Raw genomic sequence first — 17,682 nt, forward strand, 5'->3', positions numbered from 1 at the left:
CAGGAATTGTTCGTGGACAGCGATCAAGGACGCAAATTCATGTATTTTTGCAGGTTTTCTTCCTGCAGCCAGGCAGATTGCGGTTATCTCCTCTGATGCGGAGAGGTTTTTGGGCAGCCTGATGCAAGAATGTTTCGTTTTCGTCGTATCAGCAAGAAAAAAACTGCACTTTATACGAAAATAGACTCAGTAGACCTGTATTATTTTCATTCTGTGGGGTGACGTCCTCGGCATCATGGGGATTTTGCAAGTTTCCCCCGTTCTCCCCGTTTTCCCACGCTATCCCGCTATCTTCGCTATCCTCACTATCCCCGCGTTGCCAAGCAGATGGGCGCCTTTTGGTGTTGCGTGTTTTTTCGACAACCCGGAAAGAAAGTACAGGCTTTCTCCCCGTTGCCAGGTCGATAAGCCCGCCTCTGGCATGCAAGTTATTCATGCTTCAATGTCGAATTCTCCCTCGAATCACTCTCGCACCGGATTATTTCATTTGTTCTTTTTGCTCCTTCACGATGTCCCAGACATCTTTGGCGAGAAACGCCTTGTCTTTATTTTGCCGGTACCAATCGTCCATGTACTCCTCCAGCTTCTTGCCGCCGGCTTTGTCCCATGCCGCCTGCGCATCCTTGATCGCTTGCTCGGGGCTGTATTTGCTGCCGCTGATGATCGCTTTGACATAAATGTCGGTAATTTCCTTCAGCACGCTCGTGTGAATGACGTTCAGATCGCCCGGGAAAGAAGGCATATGTTCGCCGATCGTAATGCCCGGATATTGGCGGCTCGGGTCCAGGTACGTTTTTTGCGCTTCTTTGTACATCTCCAGGCCGGCCTTTTGCTCGGGAACGTCCGGATTGAACTGGTTGACGACGAAACTGCATTTGTCGGCCGCGCGGGTCAGGAACATTTCGTAGTCCCCCGCATAGTTGACCTCGTTTTTCGATTTTGTCGGGTTGATAATTTGCGGACAGCCGTTTGCGCCTTTTTTCCAGTGGACGCCTTCGTCACCGTAGATGATTTTGCCGGCCGCCTCGGGCTGCATCATGAACTCGATATAACGGGCCGCCGCCTCCGGGTCCTTCGCCTTCGCGTTGATCACGGTGCTCATTTGCACCGGATTGTCGATGGCGCCCGTGAACAGGCCGAACGGCGATTTCGGAAAAGCAAGCGGAGCGATCTCGGCGCCCGGCACATTTTTCTTCAGCGTCGCGAGATCCGCCGTCGTAAATTCGAACCAGCTTACGCTGGAATTCACATAGATGCCGATTTTGCCGTTAAGGAAATCCTGCTTCGCTTTCATCCCGTCTTTGTCGTTGATGTAATCCTTATCGACGATGCCGCCGTCGTAAAGCTGCTTTTTGAAGGCCAGCGCAGCAAGGTCGTTGTCCCACAGCATCGCCGCTTTGCCGTCTTTGACGCCCCAGGAAAGCATGCTTTTGGACATCGAGCCGCCGAACATTTCGTTCACGGCCGTCTCCGAATACGTGCTGATGTTCATGCCGTACGTATCCTTTTTGCCGTTGCCGTCAGGGTCCCGCTCGGTGAACGCCTTTGCAACCTGCAAAAGCTCCTCGGTCGTCGCCGGGGCTTGCAGGTTCAGCTTTTTCAGCCAGTCGGTGCGGATGAACATCGCATGCAGCGGCACCGCTTCTTTCAGCTTGCCGATTTCATACAGCTTGCCGTCCGGCTTCGTGCCCGCTTTCCGCAGCTGCGGGTACTGCGCGAGCAGCTTTTCGTAGGTCGGCATAAATTGTAAAAGATCGTCCAGAGGCAGCAGCTGCTTCTGCTCATAAATGCCGTTGCGGAGCGGCGTATTGTATTCGTTGACGACATCGGGGGCCGAGCCGGAAGCGAACAGCACGTTCATTTTTTTCGTCGATTCGCTGCGCAGAATAGGTACGAACTTGACGTTGACGGGACCGTTCCGATTGATCCACGCGGTCCAGCGGTTCTCCTCGTACGAGCCTTCGGAAGCAGGAACCGCTCCGCGGTCGTACATCGATACGGTAATATCTCCGCGCTTGGCGGGCGTCTGGGCGGTATCCGGCTTGCCGCTGTCCGCCATGCCGCCCGAGCAGCCCGCGAGCAGCGCCCCGACAGCCGCAGCGATGGCAAAACTTGCCTGCTTCATCCGTTGTCTCATTCCAAAATCCCGTCCTTTTTTGGTGGATTAGGAGATGCCCGGCATCTCGATCGGTCGTCGTTACCCTTTTACGGAACCCAGCATAACGCCTCTAACAAAATATTTTTGCAGAAAAGGATAAAACAGCAGCATCGGAACGATCATCGTCACGACGCCGGCCGCTTTAATCGTCTCGTTCATGACCAACTGCTGCTCAGCTATATCCGTCGTCGCCGTCTGGATGATGTCGTTTTTTTGCAGGATTGCCTGGACGACGACGGTCAAATTTTGCATATCGGTTTTGTTGATGTACATGAGCACGCTCATAAATGCGTTCCAGTAGTGCACACCGTACAGCAAAGCCAGCGTGGCAAGCATCGGCAGCGACAACGGCAGCATGATGCGGACCAGCAGAGCGGTATCGCCGCAGCCGTCGATGGTGGCGGCTTCCTGCACCTCATGAGGGATGTTCTCAAAATAGCTGCGCATAAGCAGCATATTGTAAGTGCTGATCAGCCCCGTCAGCCAAATCGACCAGTAGGAATCAATCAGCGACAAGCTTTTTACGACCAGGTACGTCGGGATGACGCCTCCGGAGAACAGCATCGTGAACACCATTGCCAGCGTCACCAACCGTCTTCCCGACAAGTAAGACCGCGAGAGCGGATAGGCCGCAAGAATCGTTGCGAGCATGCTGAACAGGACGCCTCCGCACGTAATCAGCGCGCTGTTTTTCAAGGCTTTCAAAGCGGGCGTTGCGATGAAAAAAAATTCATAAGCCGTCGTCCGGAAGCCTACCGGCCACAACGAAACGCGCCCCGCTTCGACGGCGGCCCTGTCGCTGAAAGACACCGCAACCGTATGTACGAACGGGAGCAGACAGGTTAAACCGAGCGCGATCAGCAGCACGCCGTTGACGGCGCTAAACATTCGTTCTCCTCTTGTCGGCTTCACGCTTCCCCTCCTCGTCAAAATAAAGCCTGGTCAAACTTGCGGGCGATCCCGTTAGCCAGCAGCACGAGGCCGAAGCTGACGGCCGATTCGAACAAGCCCATCGCTGCGGACAGACTGAACTGCGCTTGCTGGAGCCCCATTTTGTACATATAGGTGCTGATCACTTCGGACACGTCGGCGACGGCCGGGTTTTGCAAGTTGTACACTTGATCGAAGCCGACCTCCATGACCCGGCCGACGGCCAGGATAAGCAGCAGCACGATGGTGCTGCGGATTCCCGGCAGCGTGACGTGCCATATTTGCCGCCATTTGGAGGCGCCGTCCATGCACGCCGATTCGTACAGGGAAGGATCGATGGCCGTGAGCGCGGCCAAATAAACGATTGCGCTGAAGCCCATTTCTTTCCATATCCCCGATCCGAGAAAAATGACAGTCCATGACGCAGAATCGTACAAAAACGTTTTTGGCTCGATCGCCAGCAGCTTCAGCGCCTTATTCACGGAGCCGTAGTCGGCGGCAAACAGCGTCAGCACAATACCGGCCACGATGACCCATGAAAAGAAATGGGGCAAATAGACGATCGTCTGTACCCAGCTTTTCAGCCACCGGGTCCGCACTTCATTCAGCATGACGGCCAACAGGATCGGAACCGGAAAGCCGAACACGATGCCGAGAAAGCTGAGCCAGAACGTGTTCCATAAAATTCGCACCGTGCCCGCCGAAGAAAACAGCAGTTGGAAATGCTTGAAGCCTGCCCACGGACTATGCAAAATGCCGTCTGCGAAGTTGTAGTTTTTGAAGGCTATCAATAACCCGCCCATCGGGACGTATTTGAAAATGATGTAAAAGGCGAACACGGGAAGGAGCATCGCGTACAAGGGGATGTTTTTCCTCAGTTTCCTTTTCCGCCGCATTCCCCGCCCGGCAGCCGGGGCCGGACTTTTCTCCATCGCGCTGTTCACGGCAAGCTCACTCCTTTCCTGCACCGGACAGACGGTTCCAGATCGCGCCGTCCGGCATGTCGACACACACGGCCGGCACGCCGGACGGAGCCCCTACGACACCGCCCAGGGACCCCTAGCCATGCGTCCGGCACCCTACGACAAGCCTTCCGGTACCCGCTACGGCATCCTCCGGTATTCTTTGGGCGACATGCGGTACTGCTGCTTGAACACATTCGTAAAATAATTCGGCTCGTCGAAGCCAACTGCGCAGGCGATCTCGAAAATTTTCAAATCCGTGCTCCGCAGCAGCACAGCGGCTTTGTCCATCCGCACGCGGTTCACATAATTCGTGAAGCTGTCACCGACGGCCTTTTTGAACATGACGCTGAAATAGCTCGGATTCAGGTTTACGCGGTCCGCCACATCGGTCAAGCGGCACGCCTTGTCATAGTGCTCCTCAATGTACTTGAGCGCCTTCTCGATGGCCGTATCGCTTTTGGACGACTGCCACTGTTCCAACAACCGGATAAAGCTCTCGGCTTGTTCGCCGGCCCAACCGACGATGTCCCCTGCCGTTCCGTTCGCTGCCGGCATGTTCCGTGCCGCGGCCGCCAGCGAACCGTCGTCCAGGTCGGGGAACTGCTTGCGGACCGTGCCGTGCAGCGCCGCCGACAGCGTCAACGCCCGGAGCGCCGCCTCGTCCGGCGACAGCTGCCGCAGCTCGCCGACCATTTTGCGCAGCTGCTGCTGCACATACCCCGCTTGTCCTTGCAAAATGCCGGACATCAGCTGCAATTCCAACTCCTTGATCCCCGCCTGATTCAGCGCCAGCTGCCCTTCCGCCACAGGCTGATTGGAGCCGGACAACCTGGTCAGCCTCTGGCTCTCCCGCGCCTGAATATGCCTCGACGCCTTGCCCAGCACGCTGCGGATATCCTCCTCCGTGCACGGCTTGACCAGCAGGTCAAGCGCCCCGTGCCGCACAGCCGCCTGCGCATACTCAAAATGCCTGTACGCGGTAATGACGATCACCATCATATCCGGATAGCTCTCCCGAAGATGTCCCGTAAATTCCATCCCGTCCATAACCGGCATGCGGATATCCGTCAGCACGAGATCCGGCTTGACCCGATGAACCAATGCCAGCGCGTCCTGCCCGTTGCCGGCTTCCCCGACCACTTTCCAGCCGAGCTCCTGGCTTTCCAGCATTTTAACCAATCCTTTGCGAAAATTAGGCTGGTCCTCCACAATAATTACATTCCCGCTCGTCAGCATGCTCTGGGCTCATCCTTTCCAACGGAGTTATACGGCAAAATCAGGCGCATCCCGGTCCCCTCGCCTGCCGTGCTTTGAATTTCTAGCCGATAAGGAGTGCCATGCAGCAGTGCAATTCTTCGCACCACGCTGCGCACCCCGAGGCTTTCCCGTCCGTCCTTGCGCTGGGGTAGCGCAGAGCCGTCAAAATCCAGCAGCCTGACAACCGCCTCTGCTTCCATCCCGCAGCCGTTGTCCTCCACGACAATTTCCAGCGTTTCTTGTTTGCGCCTGGCCCGGATCGTCAGCTTTTTCTCGGACACTTTGTTGCGGAAAGCGTGCATGAACACATTCTCTACTAACGGCTGCAAAATAGATCGCATCATTTCACAGCCCAACACGTCGTCGTCCGCCTCGATCCTCGTTTCCAGATCGGTCTCGAACAGCTCCTGCTGGATTTTCACATAATTCCGGATTTGCTGCAGTTCTTCGCCAACCGTCGTCAACGTCTGCACGGGCATCAGTGAATATTTGAGCATATCCGAAATCGCGGCAATTAATCCGGCGGTCTCCTCCTCGTTGCGAAGGTACAGCTTCCAGTAAATTTCGTTGAACATATTGTGCAAAAAATGGGGATTCAGCTGCGCCTGCAGCGCTTTAAGCTCCGCCTCCCTCTCGCTAAGCTGCGTCAGGTACACCTCTTTGATCAGCCGTCCCACCTGCTCGGTCATCGCGTTGAAGCTGTCGCCGATAAAAGCAAGCTCGTCCTTCGTCCGAACCTCGATCCGCGTATCAAAATCCCCCGAGCGCACTTTGCGTAGCCCTTGCAGCAAATCCGTGAGCGGCCGCAGCAGCTTGCCGGTCGACAGCATAATGAGCACGCTCGTTACCAGCGCGATGATCAGCCCGGACACCAGAATCCGCTCCAACTGCTCGCGGTTCTTGGCGCGTATCTCGGTCAGAGAAGTGCCGCTGACCAGCTTGAAGGAGATCGTTTTGGAAGCGTTCTGGACGTACAGATGATTGTCGAGCACCTTGGTCTCCTCAAGGCCGTTCATCACCCGCAAATCTTTACGCGTATCCGGCGTCGTATTCGTGTAAAGCAGCTCCTGCATCTGATTGAACAAATACACTTGCCCCAGGCCGTCTTTCGTAATTTCCTTGAGCGAGCTCGAAAAAAACGTTTCATCGATCGCCATGACCAGCACGCCGTACGTCGCCAGCATATTATTTTTCATAAACCGCGCCACAATGATCGTATTGCGGTAGCCGCTCGGCTCGATCGAGCTGGGCACAGCCATGTTCATCCACACCATGTCGCCGGAGCTGTTGTTGATTTTGGAACGGATCGTCCGGAACAGGCTCTCGTCCAAATGATTGATCGACGAAGTCGTGTAGCTGAAATACGACGGATTTCCGTTCAGGTCGTACAAGTAAAGCCCGGTCATATTCGGAACGTCGAGCTTGATTTGCAGCATCTGCTCTTCGATCTGTTTTTTATCGAAATAAATGTGAAAAGGGTCCGAAGGCGTATCCGAATTGTTGCTTTCGTTAATGCGGCCGATCATTTTTTCAATCTGGGGGTTGAAGACGATCGTTTGCGAAATGCGGTTGATTTCCTGCACCTTGAGTTCCAGCTTGGCGAGCGCTTCTTCATTCGTCTTGGAGAATTGCTTGCTGATCTCTTGCTCGAACAAGTCGAGATTGTTCCGGTATGTGAGGTATCCGGTAATGCCGAAAGCGAGCAAAATAATACAGGCAAGATTCACGATCAGCTTGACCTGGAAGCTGCTGTTGATTCCTGTAATTAATCGAAGCCACAATCGCACGCTTTTTCGCCTCCATGCTTGAAACTGCATCGCCATTCATTATTGGCACGATTTATTATGAGAATATGAAGTTAATATGAAGTTAATTTTAAGATTATTTGAACGCGCCGGGCGGCATAATGGAAATTTTGGCCGGACAGACGCATAAAAAAGCGGAAAGTTTCGGAATTTAATCTAGGAGTCCGGCGGTAAAACTCAGAAGAATGACGGAGTAATGCGGCACCGGCGGCAACTCCGCCCGCAGTCTCCCGGGGATATCCGGACAATCAGGAGGTGAATGGACCAGTTTCGCCACTGAGCAAAATCGAACGCCTCGGCGGGCTGACTTAGTAAACATAAATGTTGATTTATTATACAAAATGGGTCATAATGAAAGTGTTGAAATTACATATTATTTAGGAGGTATTTTGAAAATGGCACATCAATTACCAGCATTACCATACGCAACCAACGCACTGGAGCCTCACATCGATGCGACGACTATGGAAATCCACCACGGACGTCACCATAATGCATATGTAACGAACCTGAACGCAGCTTTGGACAAACACCCTGCGCTTCATGACAAATCCCTGAACGACCTGATCGCCGACCTGAACAGCGTACCGGAAGATATCCGCACTGCCGTTCGCAACAACGGTGGCGGCCATGCCAACCACTCCCTGTTCTGGGAAACGATCGGCCCTAACGCCGGCGGAGCTCCAACAGGCGCACTGGCAGCAGCTATCGAGAGCGAGCTTGGCGGTTTCGACAAGTTCAAAGAAACTTTCGCGGCAGCGGCTACAACTCGTTTCGGTTCCGGCTGGGCTTTCCTCGCAGTAGGCAAAGACGGCAAACTGAAAGTGTACAGCTTGCCTAACCAAGACAGCCCGATCTTCGAAGGCGAAACTCCGATCCTCGGCCTGGACGTATGGGAACATGCTTACTACCTGAAATACCAAAACAAACGCCCTGACTACATCGCAGCGTTCTGGAACGTTGTGAACTGGGCTGAAGTTGGCAAACGTTACGAAGCAGCAGCGAAGTAATGAACGTCAGCCGCTTCCCCCTTCGGGGCAACGGCTATGAAAGAACCTTCAACACCACTGTCGCAGTGGGGTTGAAGGTTCTTTATTTTGGGGCTTCGCTGCGCGAGCGAACCGCCCGGAAAGTCCGCGGCGGCACGTACAAATTCCGCGCCTCCTTTTGCGTGATAAAAGTCGCCCCACGGCGGTGCAGTTGGCTGTGGAGCGTCTTGGCAAGCCGAAAAGCCTGCGTTTGTGCAGGCTTTTTCAGCGAAAGCGGTTCGGGTTGGGGAAAAGCCTGCAATTGTGCAGGTTTTTTCCGCGAAAGCAGCCCGGTTCAGGGAAAACCTGCAATTGTGCAGGAATTTCCGCGAAAGCAGCCCGGTTCGGGGAAAAGCCTGCAATTGTGCAGGAATTTCCGCGAAAGCAGCCCGGTTCGGGGAAAAGCCTGCAATTGTGCAGGCTTTTCCCCTCAAAATGAGCTTTCGACCGAGTAGCCGACGGAAAACCTGTATTTTTGCAGGAATTCTGCCTTGCAAGCTCATCTACGGGCAAAAAGCCTGCACTTTCGCAGGCTTTTTGCGCATGGGTTGGATTGATTGCCACCGCAGGGTCGGCGCAGCCGTTCGTCTAGCGGCTTGGCAACCGAAAAGCCTGCATTAGTACAGGCTTTTTCCGCGGAAGCGGCCCGGTTCGGGGAAAAGCCTGCAATTGTGCAGGAATTTTCGATGAAATTGAATCTGAGCCCTTGTTCGAGGCGAAATGCCTGTACAATTGCAGGAATTCTGCCTTGCAAGCTCATCTACGAGCAAAAAACTGCACTTTCGCAGGCTTTCTGCGGACGGTTGGACTGGTTGCCGCCGTCAGGTCGGCGCAGCCGTTCATCTAGCGGTTTGGCAACCGAAAAGCCTGCATTAGTACAGGCTTTTTCCACGGAAGCAGCCCGGTTCGGGGAAAAGCCTGCAATTGTGCAGGAATTTCCCTTCAAAATGAGCCAGCACCCGTGCAGACGCCGGAAAACCTGCATTTTTGCAGGAATTCTCCCTTGCAAGCTCATCTAGCCGCTTTATTCGGAGTTTTGCCGTTTTCGATAATTTCGCGCTTTTACCACATTACCGCAATCCTTCATATCGCACCATTTCCTGCTCCGATTTTTGGTCGTATCCAAAAACAACCAGCCACAATGCTCCCCGGGGCATAAGCGGACACGAGACAATAGCTCGGAAGTAAGCAATTCCGCTGCGGAACGTACGATAGGCCACAGGCAATCGCCAACCGTTCGCTCCTTCACCCACTGCCACACAAATCCTTTTGTCGAATCAGCGATCGTTAGATGACCATAACAATCTTTGACATAATCGTTTAAAACCCCTAAATCTTCTTGCCCAGGAGACTGACCTTGAGTCAACGCCCAAAAAATGTTGTAAACCATAACCCGGAGACGGATCACATTTTGGAGAAACATTCGGACGAGTTCCGGCTCGTTGTCATTGAGAAAGAAATACCGTTGCACTTGTTACACAGTGGTTCGGAGTACAGACCTTCTTCCTGATAGCTGCTTTGGTCAATGTAAGTTTATTTGTACCTATGCTAAAAGTGTTGACTAATGAAAACTTGAGATTACAAATGAAAGTCGATGCGTAATTGCTAGAGTGACGTTCATCCGGTCATAGCGAATATACTGCCGGAACACTGCCGGACTCCTACGACGCCATGATCCACGCCAGGTCCTGCCGCAAGGCCCTTCCTCCCCACGATGCTCTCGAAGTGCTTTACGCGAACGCCGGAAAGCTGTACGATATAGATATGGTCAAGCTGTTCCGCAGCAACGTCGCGATCTACCCTTTGGGTCTGAGCGTCTCCCGGTTGAACACCCACAGTATGCAGCGGCCTGTCGTACGTATACTAAGAAGCGCATCCGGACAAGAACTGAGAGACCCTTACGAAGTCGATTTGTCGCGTACGCTGAACATAATGATTGAAGAAATCGGAGAACAGCTGGTCGTTTGATTATGACCGAAATGAGATGAGCGCCTGTTGAAAACGATTGTTCAGCTTCTTCAAAATGTCCCCCTCTTTCAAGAGCTGTCTGAAGAAGAGCTCTTTGGTCTCGCCCCTCTTTTTACAGAAAAGAAAGTGAAGAAAGGCAGAATCCTTTTCCTGGAAGGCGAAATCGGGGAGGAAATGTATTTAATCAAGACGGGTGTCGTCAAAATTTACCGGTTGGACGATGCCAAAGAGATCATTCTTGCCCTGTTCCGCGAAGGCGACTTCTTTGGAGAAATGGCATTGATTCAAGAAGGTCTCACCCGTTCCGCTACCGCCGAAACTTTGGATGCCTGCGTCATGTACACCCTCAAACGCTCGGTATTTGCGCAATACTTGGAAAAGAGCCCCAAGCTGTGCTTGAAGCTCTTGGAGACGACGATGGAACGGCTGCGCAAAGCGAACGAGCAAATTTACGATCTTACTTTTCTCGGCGTCCGCTCGCGCATTATGAAAACGATCGTCCGCCTGTCCGAAGAACACGGAACTCCGACGAAAGACGGGCTTCTGATCGATGTGAAGCTCACCCATCAACAATTGGCCAACATGGTCGGCACCGTTAGGGAATCGGTCACAAAGGTTTTGCAAGAGCTTCTGGACGAAGGGTCGATCGAAATCGATAAGAAAAAGATCACGCTCAAAAATGTGGAAGCAATCCGGCGGGAAATCCGTTAACGGATTTCGGGAACACTGCGATTCGTTTGTCGTGACTGCTTCTGCCAAGCTTTCATAATCCGCAGAAAAACATTAGGAAACGCATACTGCTGCAGCTCATCCGCACCTACCCAGCGATAATGGAACGGAATCCATTCTCCCCCATCCCTCTGGCGGCCCATCTCGCCCAATTTGGCCCGATACACCTTCATGTCCCAAAAAATGTGGCTGAATGTGTGATTCGTATCCGCCAACCATTCCAAAGGACTTATTACGATCTGCTCTTGCTCCGCAAGCGTCTCCCGAAGCTCGTTCATCGTCTCGGCATCCGAACTCCACGAGGCCGCTTTCAGCTCGATATGCGGCAGCTCCCACATGCGGGCCAGCAAGCCTTCCTGCGGGCGCTGCCTGATCAGCCATTTGCCTTCGTTCTCGCCGGTGCCTTCAACCAAAGCTACGGCCCGCAGCTCGGGACGGGGCGGTTTCGCTTTCTTTTTAATGGGCAGCGATTCTTCCATCCCTTCTTCGCGCGCGCGGCAGTGCGCCATTACCGGACACGTCAGGCAGTGCGGCGAACGCGGCGTACACACCATCGCACCGAGCTCCATCAGTGCCTGATTGAAATCGCTAGCCGTTCCTTCCAAAATGAGCTCCCGCGCCAAATGCTCCATTTTTACGCGAGTCGCAGGCTTCATAATATCTTCTTCGATGAGAAAATATCGCGACAGCACCCGCATCACATTGCCGTCCACAGCGGGCTCGGGCTTGTTATAAGCGATGCTCAGGATCGCCCCGGAGGTGTAGGGACCGACCCCTTTTAACGAGGAAATTTCTTCCTTTTCCTGGGGCACGATTCCCCCGTATCTTTCGTGGACTTCCCTGACGGCGCTCTGCAAATTGCGTGCGCGGGAATAGTACCCGAGGCCTTCCCACGCTTTCAGCACGTCCTCTTCGGGAGCGTTCGCCAGCGCCTCCACAGTCGGAAATTGCTCGGTAAAACGGTGAAAGTACGGGATTACCGTATCCACTCTCGTCTGCTGCAGCATCACTTCCGAAATCCATATATGGTAAGGATTTTTGCTTCTTCTCCACGGCAAATCCCGTTTGTTCGCACGGTACCAGTCCAGCAGACCGGTTGAAAAATAATGCTTTTGCTCTTCACTGTACATAAGCTCTTCTTGCTCTCCTTCTCTATCGGACCGGATCAAGTTATAATGGAACAATGGACATGACTTCATTATAAGAGAAGTGTGCAAGAGAAAACCAGAGGTGAAAGTATGCAGAACGCAAAGCAATCGGATTTGGCAAATAAAAGGAAAGCTTGGCTGGCCGGAGCAAAGCCGCTTATTCCGCTGCTCTTTATTTGGGGAGCCGAATGGATTTTCAGCGCCACAGTCGATTTTATGATCATTTGGCGGGATTTTGACTGGCTCAAGCTGGCCGGTTTGATTACGGCGGTTGTCGCAAGTTTGATTCAGATCGGAGGGATGCGCAGGGAAAAAGGCGCCGCGGATCCCGCATCGCAGGACGCGGATCGCATAGGCAATCCGCTGCTTCTGCTGCTGCCTGGAGCGCTGCTGATCGCGGCGGTCGCACTGCTGGAAGCGATCGGCGCCGTAGGGCCGTTATTCGCGCCCGTGCTGCGCTCGTTCCTGCTGGCCGTCGGCTTCGTGCAATTCGGGCTGGTGCTGGGCAGACCGCTGGTCTACCTGGGGCTGTGGCTGTTCGCCTTATCCGCCATTATGGGCGTATGGTATTTGGGCTATTCCGGCATCATCCTCGAAGGGATGGGCGGCATCAGTCTGCTGGCCGGCGGCTACATGCTGCGCGTGTGGGCCAAATAGTATTTTGAGGGATGGAGGTTCGAGTGAAGTGATGAAGCAAAAGTGGTTAAAAAGCGGCGGCGCCCTGCTGATGGGGCTGCTGGTCATTAGCCTTGCCGCGTGCGGCGGCGGCAAGTCCGGCTCCCCGGCCGGATCGGCCGCACCCGCTCCTACCGCAGGCACGGAAAGCAATGAGGCGTTCGTCAAGGCGCAGGAGATGTTTACAACGAACAAGTGCATCAGCTGCCACGGCGTCGATCTCGCAGGCAAGGTCGGACCCAGAACGAACCTGCAAAAGGTCGGCGGCTCGATGAGCAAAGAGCAGATCGCCAACAAGATCAAGAACGGCGGCGGCGGCATGCCGGCCTACAAAGAAAAGCTGTCCGATGACGAAATCGGACAGCTTGCGGATTGGCTCAGCTCGAAGAAGTAACGCCTGCTTGCAATTGTTCCACGATGACATAAGCGGCAGCCATCGTCTCCGTATGCGTAATGCTGATATGGATGCGTGGGCTGCCGCTTATGCATGCCCGCTCCAGCGCAGCTGCCGCGACGGCGCATTCCGGCTTGCCGAGCGCATCCGGCAGCACCTCCACATCCTGAAAGCCGATCTGCTTGCCGATGCCGCAGCCGACCGCTTTCACGACCGCTTCCTTCGCGGCGAACCGCCCTGCCGCAAATTCCGCGAGACGCCCGCGCCGCTGCCGGGCAAGCTCTCTCTCCCGCGGCGTCAAAATCCGCTCCAGGAAGCGGTCCCCCACTGAGCTTTCGAGAATTTTGCGCAGCCTGGAAATTTCAACCATATCCATTCCAACCCCAATAATCATGGACTGCAGCCCTCCGTATCGATTCCGATATCGCTTTGCTGTTCAGCGTACATGATTCCATGGTGCAGGTCAAGATTGTCCCGGCATTTTACACGCCCGAGTAGGCCATGAACCCGCCGTCTACCGGAACCGTGATGCCGGTAACGAAGCCCGCCGTGCTGTCATCGACCAGCCAAAGCAAAGTGCCCAGCAGATCTTCCGGCTTGCCGAACCTTCGCATCGGCGTGTGCGTAATGATTTTGTGCGATCTTTCCGTCAAGGAGCCGTCCTCGTTCGTCAGCAGCTTCCGGTTCTGCTCCGTCAGGAAAAATCCCGGCGCAAGCGCGTTGACCCGGATGCCGACATCGGCCATATGCACGGCCATCCACTGCGTAAAGTTGTCGATGGCCGCTTTGGCCGCGCTGTAGGCGGGCACTTTGGTCATCGGGCTCGGAGCGCTCATGGACGACATGTTGATCACGACGGCTCCGGGTTTGTTGATCATTTGTTTGGCGAAAACTTGCGTAGGTATAAGCGTTCCTAGAAAATTCAGGTTGAACACAAATCCGAACCCTTCTTCGCTCAAGTCGAAAAAAGTCGTGATCTCCTTATTCAGCAAATCCTCCGGCTTAAACGTTTCGTTCGTCGTGCTCCCCTTCGGGTGGTTCCCGCCCGCTCCGTTAATGAGAATGTCGCAGTCGCCGAGCTTGCCCGCGATTTCGGCTGCCGCCTGCTTCATGCTCTCGGCATCCAGCACATTGCAAGCGACCGCGATCGCTTCGCCCCCCGCCTGCCGGATCGCTTCGGCGACGGCTTCGCCTTTTTCGGCTGTGCGGTTGAGAATCGCGACTTTGACGCCCTGCCGTCCAAGCTCTTTGGCCATAGCCGCGCACAGCACCCCGCTGCCCCCGGTTACGACAGCGACTTTGCCTTTTAAATTTTCATGAATGGGTATCATTTGACGACCTCCCGCTTTTTCATGCGTTCCAGCGAATCCCACACGCCCCACAAATACATAATGCCCAGAGCCCGGTCGTAAAGCCCGTACCCCGGCCGGCATTCCTCGTCCCAAATATGCCTTCCGTGATCCGGCCTTGCGTACCCGGTAAAGTTGTTGTCATGATACGCTTTGACGATACCCGCAATATCTACGGTACCGTCGCTCGTCCGATGAGAAGTTTCGATAAAATCGCCGTTTTCGTACACCTTTACATTGCGGATATGCGCAAACGGGATACGATCGGCAAACTCCCGTACCATCGCCTCAATATCGTTATCGGGATTGGCCCCGAGCGAACCGCTGCACAATGTAACGCCGTTGTACGGGCTGTCTACGAGCTTGAGCAGGCGCCTGATGTTCGTCTGGCTCGTCATAATTCTCGGCAATCCGAAAATCGACCACGGCGGATCGTCCGGATGAATCGCCATGCGGATATCATGCTGCTCCGCAAAAGGGATAATCTGCTCCAGGAAATATTGCAGGTTGCTCCACAGATCCTCTTCCGTCACATTTTTATACGCTTCCAAAAGCGGAGCAAGCTTGCTGAGCCTTTCCGGCTCCCAGCCCGGCATCGTGAAATCGGGATTGTCGGCGATGATCCGGACCAGTTCGCTCGGGTCGTCCATCCGTTCGACTTTGGCTTTTTCATAAAAAAGCGCCGTGGAGCCGTCCTCCATCTCCTTGAACAAATCGGTGCGCAGCCAATCAAAAACAGGCATGAAATTGTAGCAAATCGTTTTCACGCCAACTTTCGCCAGCTTTTCGATCGTTTTTTTGTAATTCTCGATATACCGGTCTCTGCTCGGCAGCCCCAGCTTGATGTCTTCATGCACGTTGACGCTCTCGACTACCTCCAGGTGCAGGCCGTAAGGGTCCGCCAGCTGCTTGTAGGCGAGAATTTTGTCCATCGGCCACTCTTCGCCCGCCGGCACGTCATGCAGTGCCCAAACAATGCCCTCAACGCCCGGAATTTGCTTGATCTGCTTTAGCGATACCGTGTCGTTGCCTTCCCCGTACCATCTGAATACCATCCTCATCCTCTGGTCCCTCCATCTCCCTTTAATCGGTAAAATATTGCGGATAGATCGCATGAAGCTCCGGAAGCTCCACATCCAGCTTGCTGATATGAGCCTCCAGCCTGGCGGCCGTCAGCGCCTCATCCCCCTGCTCAATCGCCGCAAGCAGCCCTTTGTGCTCCTCAATCACCTTATCCAGGTAATGGAACTGCTTGAGCGCCAAAAACCTCAGCCTGTTCAGATGCCCGCGCATATGATTGATCACCTGAAGCAGCGTGGCATTGCCCGTCACTTCCAGAATTACGCGGTGGAACTCTTCGTCCAGCTGAAGAAACAGCTCGATGCTGCCTTCTTTCCCCGCAGCTTGCTGCCTCCCGATCAGGTCCAGCAGCGTATTCTTCGTACGTTGGTGCTCCTGCGGGTCCCACATTGTAGCAGCAAGACGAAAAGCCCCGAGCTCCAGATGCTCGCGGATAAAACGGGCCTCGCCCACTTTGCGCTTGGAGATGTGGGCAATGCGCGTCCCCCTCTGCGGAAGCACCTCCAGCAGTTGCTCGCTCACGAGCAGCCGAATGGCCTCTCTGATCGGCGTGCGGCTTACATGCAGCGTCTCCGAAAGCTCATTCTCGTAAATCATGCTCCCCGGCTCCAACCGCAGGGAAACGATGCTTTCCCGGATGGACTCGTAAACCTGGTCCCCGAGCGATTTGCGCTGCTGCGGCGGCAACGGCGACAAAAATGTCATATGACCACCTCACTGTTTTATTTAAGTATACTTGTGTTCTTGTATACAAATCAATATTTACTTTTTTTAATCACCCCTAAGCTGGAGAATGTAGGAAAATACTACGATTTTGTCGAAAATTACATGCTGCTTCTATTGCCCGCATCAACTGCAAAAAAAGAGACTGTCGAGAAACTCTCGCCTGCCGGCACCGGCAAGTCATTAGTAACGAGCAGACACTCCTAAAAGTCAGGCTGTTGGAAAATCGCACGTCAGGAGCCAGCACATGTGCTTGACGCTACCGAAAAACCTGCGAAAGTGCAGGTTTTTTCTCCATAATTGGCTTATTTTGGCGAAAAACCTGCAAAAGTGCAGGAATTTTCGCTGAAAGTGAGCCTGAGCCCATGTCCCCGCTAAAAAACCTGCACTTTTGCAGGAATTGTTCGTGACAAGCGTTCAATGCCACAAATTCATGTATTTTTGCAGGTTTTCTTCGAGCAGCCAGGCAGATTGTGGTTATAGCCCCTGACGCGGGGATTTTTGGGCTGCCTGCACTTTATACGAAAATAGAACACAGTAGGCCTGACTATATTTTCATTCTGTGGGTGAGGTTCACGACGTCATGGGAGTTTTCGCAGGTTTTTGCGGGCTGCCGGGACCGTTCACGAATGCTGGCACCCAAAATTCAGGCCTCCTCGGCCGCCTCTAACAAAAAAAGGAGTTATTTTGACGATGCGACGAAAATCTTGCTTTTTACTGCTTACATGCTCAGCACTGCTTTCACTCTCAGTGGCGAATGCCCAGGCTGCGGAACCTTCGCATGCGAGCCGGCACGTGATTACGCTCAAACTGAACGACCCCCATGCGGTCATGAACAGCCAAACCGTGGAACTGCAGACAGCGCCTGTTCTTATCAATAGCACCACGATGGTTCCTCTGCGTTTTGTAGGCGAAGCATTTGGCAGCAGTGTCACTTGGGATGACCTTACAAGGACTGTTACCTTGACAGCCGAAAAGAAAACGATCTCGCTGACCATAGATAAGCCGACAGCCGCGGTCAATGGAAAAGAGATAGGCCTCGACCAGCCCGCTTTGATCGTGAACAATACGACTATAGTCCCCCTTCGCTTCATTGCAGAGAACATGGATATGAACGTAACGTATGACGCGAACACCCAGGCGATTTCTATGACAAGCAAGCAAACGGAAACGAAGCCGCCGCAGCCCTCACCCGCCGTTCCTAGCCTCATCAAGCTGGAAAAGCCCACGGTCGATAATCTGAGCATTGCCGAAAAGACCGATATTCCAGGATATTACATAAGCAGTAGCTATTGGAGCGCCTCCGTTTATGGAACCGTCATGTCATCGGATAATTCAGGAAACTTGTATTTTTTGACGAGGGGCAATTCCAATGTTGTCAGGTTAGTAGATTTTGGTATAGTAGAGGTAAACGATAGAAACGGATGATAGCGCGTGAAAAAAACGGAAAAACGGCCTTATCCCGTGTGCTTA

At 53.7% G+C, this 17,682-nt stretch carries 17 protein-coding genes; 6 read left to right on the forward strand and 11 right to left on the reverse strand.

Annotation, left to right across the window (positions count from 1 at the left end):
- Positions 1-478: 478 nt before the first annotated feature.
- From AC0LWT_RS31975 to AC0LWT_RS31995, 5 genes are all read right to left on the reverse strand, one after another.
- Complete coding sequence (locus AC0LWT_RS31975; protein WP_474685339.1) at positions 479-2,137, reverse strand: extracellular solute-binding protein; 1,659 nt, start codon at positions 2,135-2,137, stop codon at positions 479-481.
- A 60-nt stretch (positions 2,138-2,197) separates the two neighbouring features.
- Positions 2,198-3,070: a carbohydrate ABC transporter permease gene (locus AC0LWT_RS31980; RefSeq protein WP_474685340.1), complete on the reverse strand. Its 873-nt coding sequence runs from the start codon at positions 3,068-3,070 to the stop codon at positions 2,198-2,200.
- A gap of 14 nt (positions 3,071-3,084) precedes the next feature.
- Complete coding sequence (locus AC0LWT_RS31985) at positions 3,085-4,020, reverse strand: ABC transporter permease (RefSeq protein ID WP_474685357.1); 936 nt, start codon at positions 4,018-4,020, stop codon at positions 3,085-3,087.
- A gap of 171 nt (positions 4,021-4,191) precedes the next feature.
- Positions 4,192-5,289, reverse strand: coding sequence for a response regulator transcription factor (locus AC0LWT_RS31990; protein ID WP_474685341.1), 1,098 nt, complete (start codon positions 5,287-5,289; stop codon positions 4,192-4,194).
- Positions 5,283-7,097, reverse strand: a complete 1,815-nt coding sequence (locus tag AC0LWT_RS31995; RefSeq protein ID WP_474685342.1) for a sensor histidine kinase — start codon at positions 7,095-7,097, stop codon at positions 5,283-5,285. The genes AC0LWT_RS31990 and AC0LWT_RS31995 overlap by 7 nt, the downstream gene beginning before the upstream one ends.
- Positions 7,098-7,510: 413 nt before the next feature.
- Between AC0LWT_RS31995 and AC0LWT_RS32000 the strand changes: the two genes are divergently transcribed.
- Positions 7,511-8,125 carry a superoxide dismutase gene (locus tag AC0LWT_RS32000; protein ID WP_474685343.1) on the forward strand — a complete coding sequence of 205 codons (615 nt, stop codon included), beginning with the start codon at positions 7,511-7,513 and terminating at the stop codon, positions 8,123-8,125.
- Positions 8,126-9,167: 1,042 nt separating this feature from the next.
- Here the strand turns inward: AC0LWT_RS32000 and AC0LWT_RS32005 are convergent.
- Positions 9,168-9,566, reverse strand: a complete 399-nt coding sequence (locus AC0LWT_RS32005; RefSeq protein ID WP_474685344.1) for a CGNR zinc finger domain-containing protein — start codon at positions 9,564-9,566, stop codon at positions 9,168-9,170.
- A gap of 302 nt (positions 9,567-9,868) precedes the next feature.
- Here AC0LWT_RS32005 and AC0LWT_RS32010 point away from each other — a divergent pair, with 302 nt between their 5' ends.
- Entirely contained in the window at positions 9,869-10,111 is a 243-nt protein-coding gene (locus tag AC0LWT_RS32010; RefSeq protein ID WP_474685345.1) for a hypothetical protein, read from the forward strand.
- Between the two features lie 27 nt (positions 10,112-10,138).
- Positions 10,139-10,822, forward strand: a complete 684-nt coding sequence (locus tag AC0LWT_RS32015) for a Crp/Fnr family transcriptional regulator (protein WP_474685346.1) — start codon at positions 10,139-10,141, stop codon at positions 10,820-10,822.
- Here the strand turns inward: AC0LWT_RS32015 and mutY are convergent.
- Complete coding sequence (gene mutY / locus AC0LWT_RS32020; RefSeq protein ID WP_474685347.1) at positions 10,819-11,970, reverse strand: A/G-specific adenine glycosylase; 1,152 nt, start codon at positions 11,968-11,970, stop codon at positions 10,819-10,821. The genes AC0LWT_RS32015 and mutY overlap by 4 nt on opposite strands.
- Positions 11,971-12,078: 108 nt before the next feature.
- Here mutY and AC0LWT_RS32025 point away from each other — a divergent pair, with 108 nt between their 5' ends.
- Together AC0LWT_RS32025 and AC0LWT_RS32030 are read left to right on the forward strand one after the other, a co-directional pair.
- Entirely contained in the window at positions 12,079-12,645 is a 567-nt protein-coding gene (locus AC0LWT_RS32025) for a hypothetical protein (protein WP_474685348.1), read from the forward strand.
- 31 nt (positions 12,646-12,676) lie between these two features.
- Positions 12,677-13,057: a c-type cytochrome gene (locus AC0LWT_RS32030; RefSeq protein WP_474685358.1), complete on the forward strand. Its 381-nt coding sequence runs from the start codon at positions 12,677-12,679 to the stop codon at positions 13,055-13,057.
- On the opposite strand, the gene acpS is transcribed toward AC0LWT_RS32030, so the two are convergent.
- The 4 genes from acpS to AC0LWT_RS32050 all read right to left on the reverse strand — a co-directional run bounded on the left by acpS (position 13,041) and on the right by AC0LWT_RS32050 (position 16,191).
- Positions 13,041-13,451, reverse strand: coding sequence for a holo-ACP synthase (acpS, locus tag AC0LWT_RS32035; RefSeq protein WP_474685349.1), 411 nt, complete (start codon positions 13,449-13,451; stop codon positions 13,041-13,043). The genes AC0LWT_RS32030 and acpS overlap by 17 nt on opposite strands.
- Positions 13,452-13,539: 88 nt before the next feature.
- On the reverse strand, positions 13,540-14,388 hold the full coding sequence (locus AC0LWT_RS32040) for an SDR family oxidoreductase (protein ID WP_474685350.1): 849 nt from the start codon (positions 14,386-14,388) through the stop codon (positions 13,540-13,542).
- Positions 14,385-15,467: a mannonate dehydratase gene (gene uxuA, locus AC0LWT_RS32045; RefSeq protein WP_474685351.1), complete on the reverse strand. Its 1,083-nt coding sequence runs from the start codon at positions 15,465-15,467 to the stop codon at positions 14,385-14,387. Before uxuA ends, AC0LWT_RS32040 begins: the two co-directional genes overlap by 4 nt.
- A 22-nt stretch (positions 15,468-15,489) precedes the next feature.
- A complete protein-coding gene (locus tag AC0LWT_RS32050) occupies positions 15,490-16,191 on the reverse strand; it encodes a GntR family transcriptional regulator (RefSeq protein ID WP_474685352.1) in 702 nt (233 codons plus the stop codon).
- A 711-nt stretch (positions 16,192-16,902) separates the two neighbouring features.
- On the opposite strand from AC0LWT_RS32050, the gene AC0LWT_RS32055 reads away from it, so the two are divergent.
- On the forward strand, positions 16,903-17,637 hold the full coding sequence (locus AC0LWT_RS32055; protein ID WP_474685353.1) for a copper amine oxidase N-terminal domain-containing protein: 735 nt from the start codon (positions 16,903-16,905) through the stop codon (positions 17,635-17,637).
- Positions 17,638-17,682: the final 45 nt, after the last annotated feature.

This window comes from Paenibacillus sp. sgz302164, from assembly GCF_056120505.1.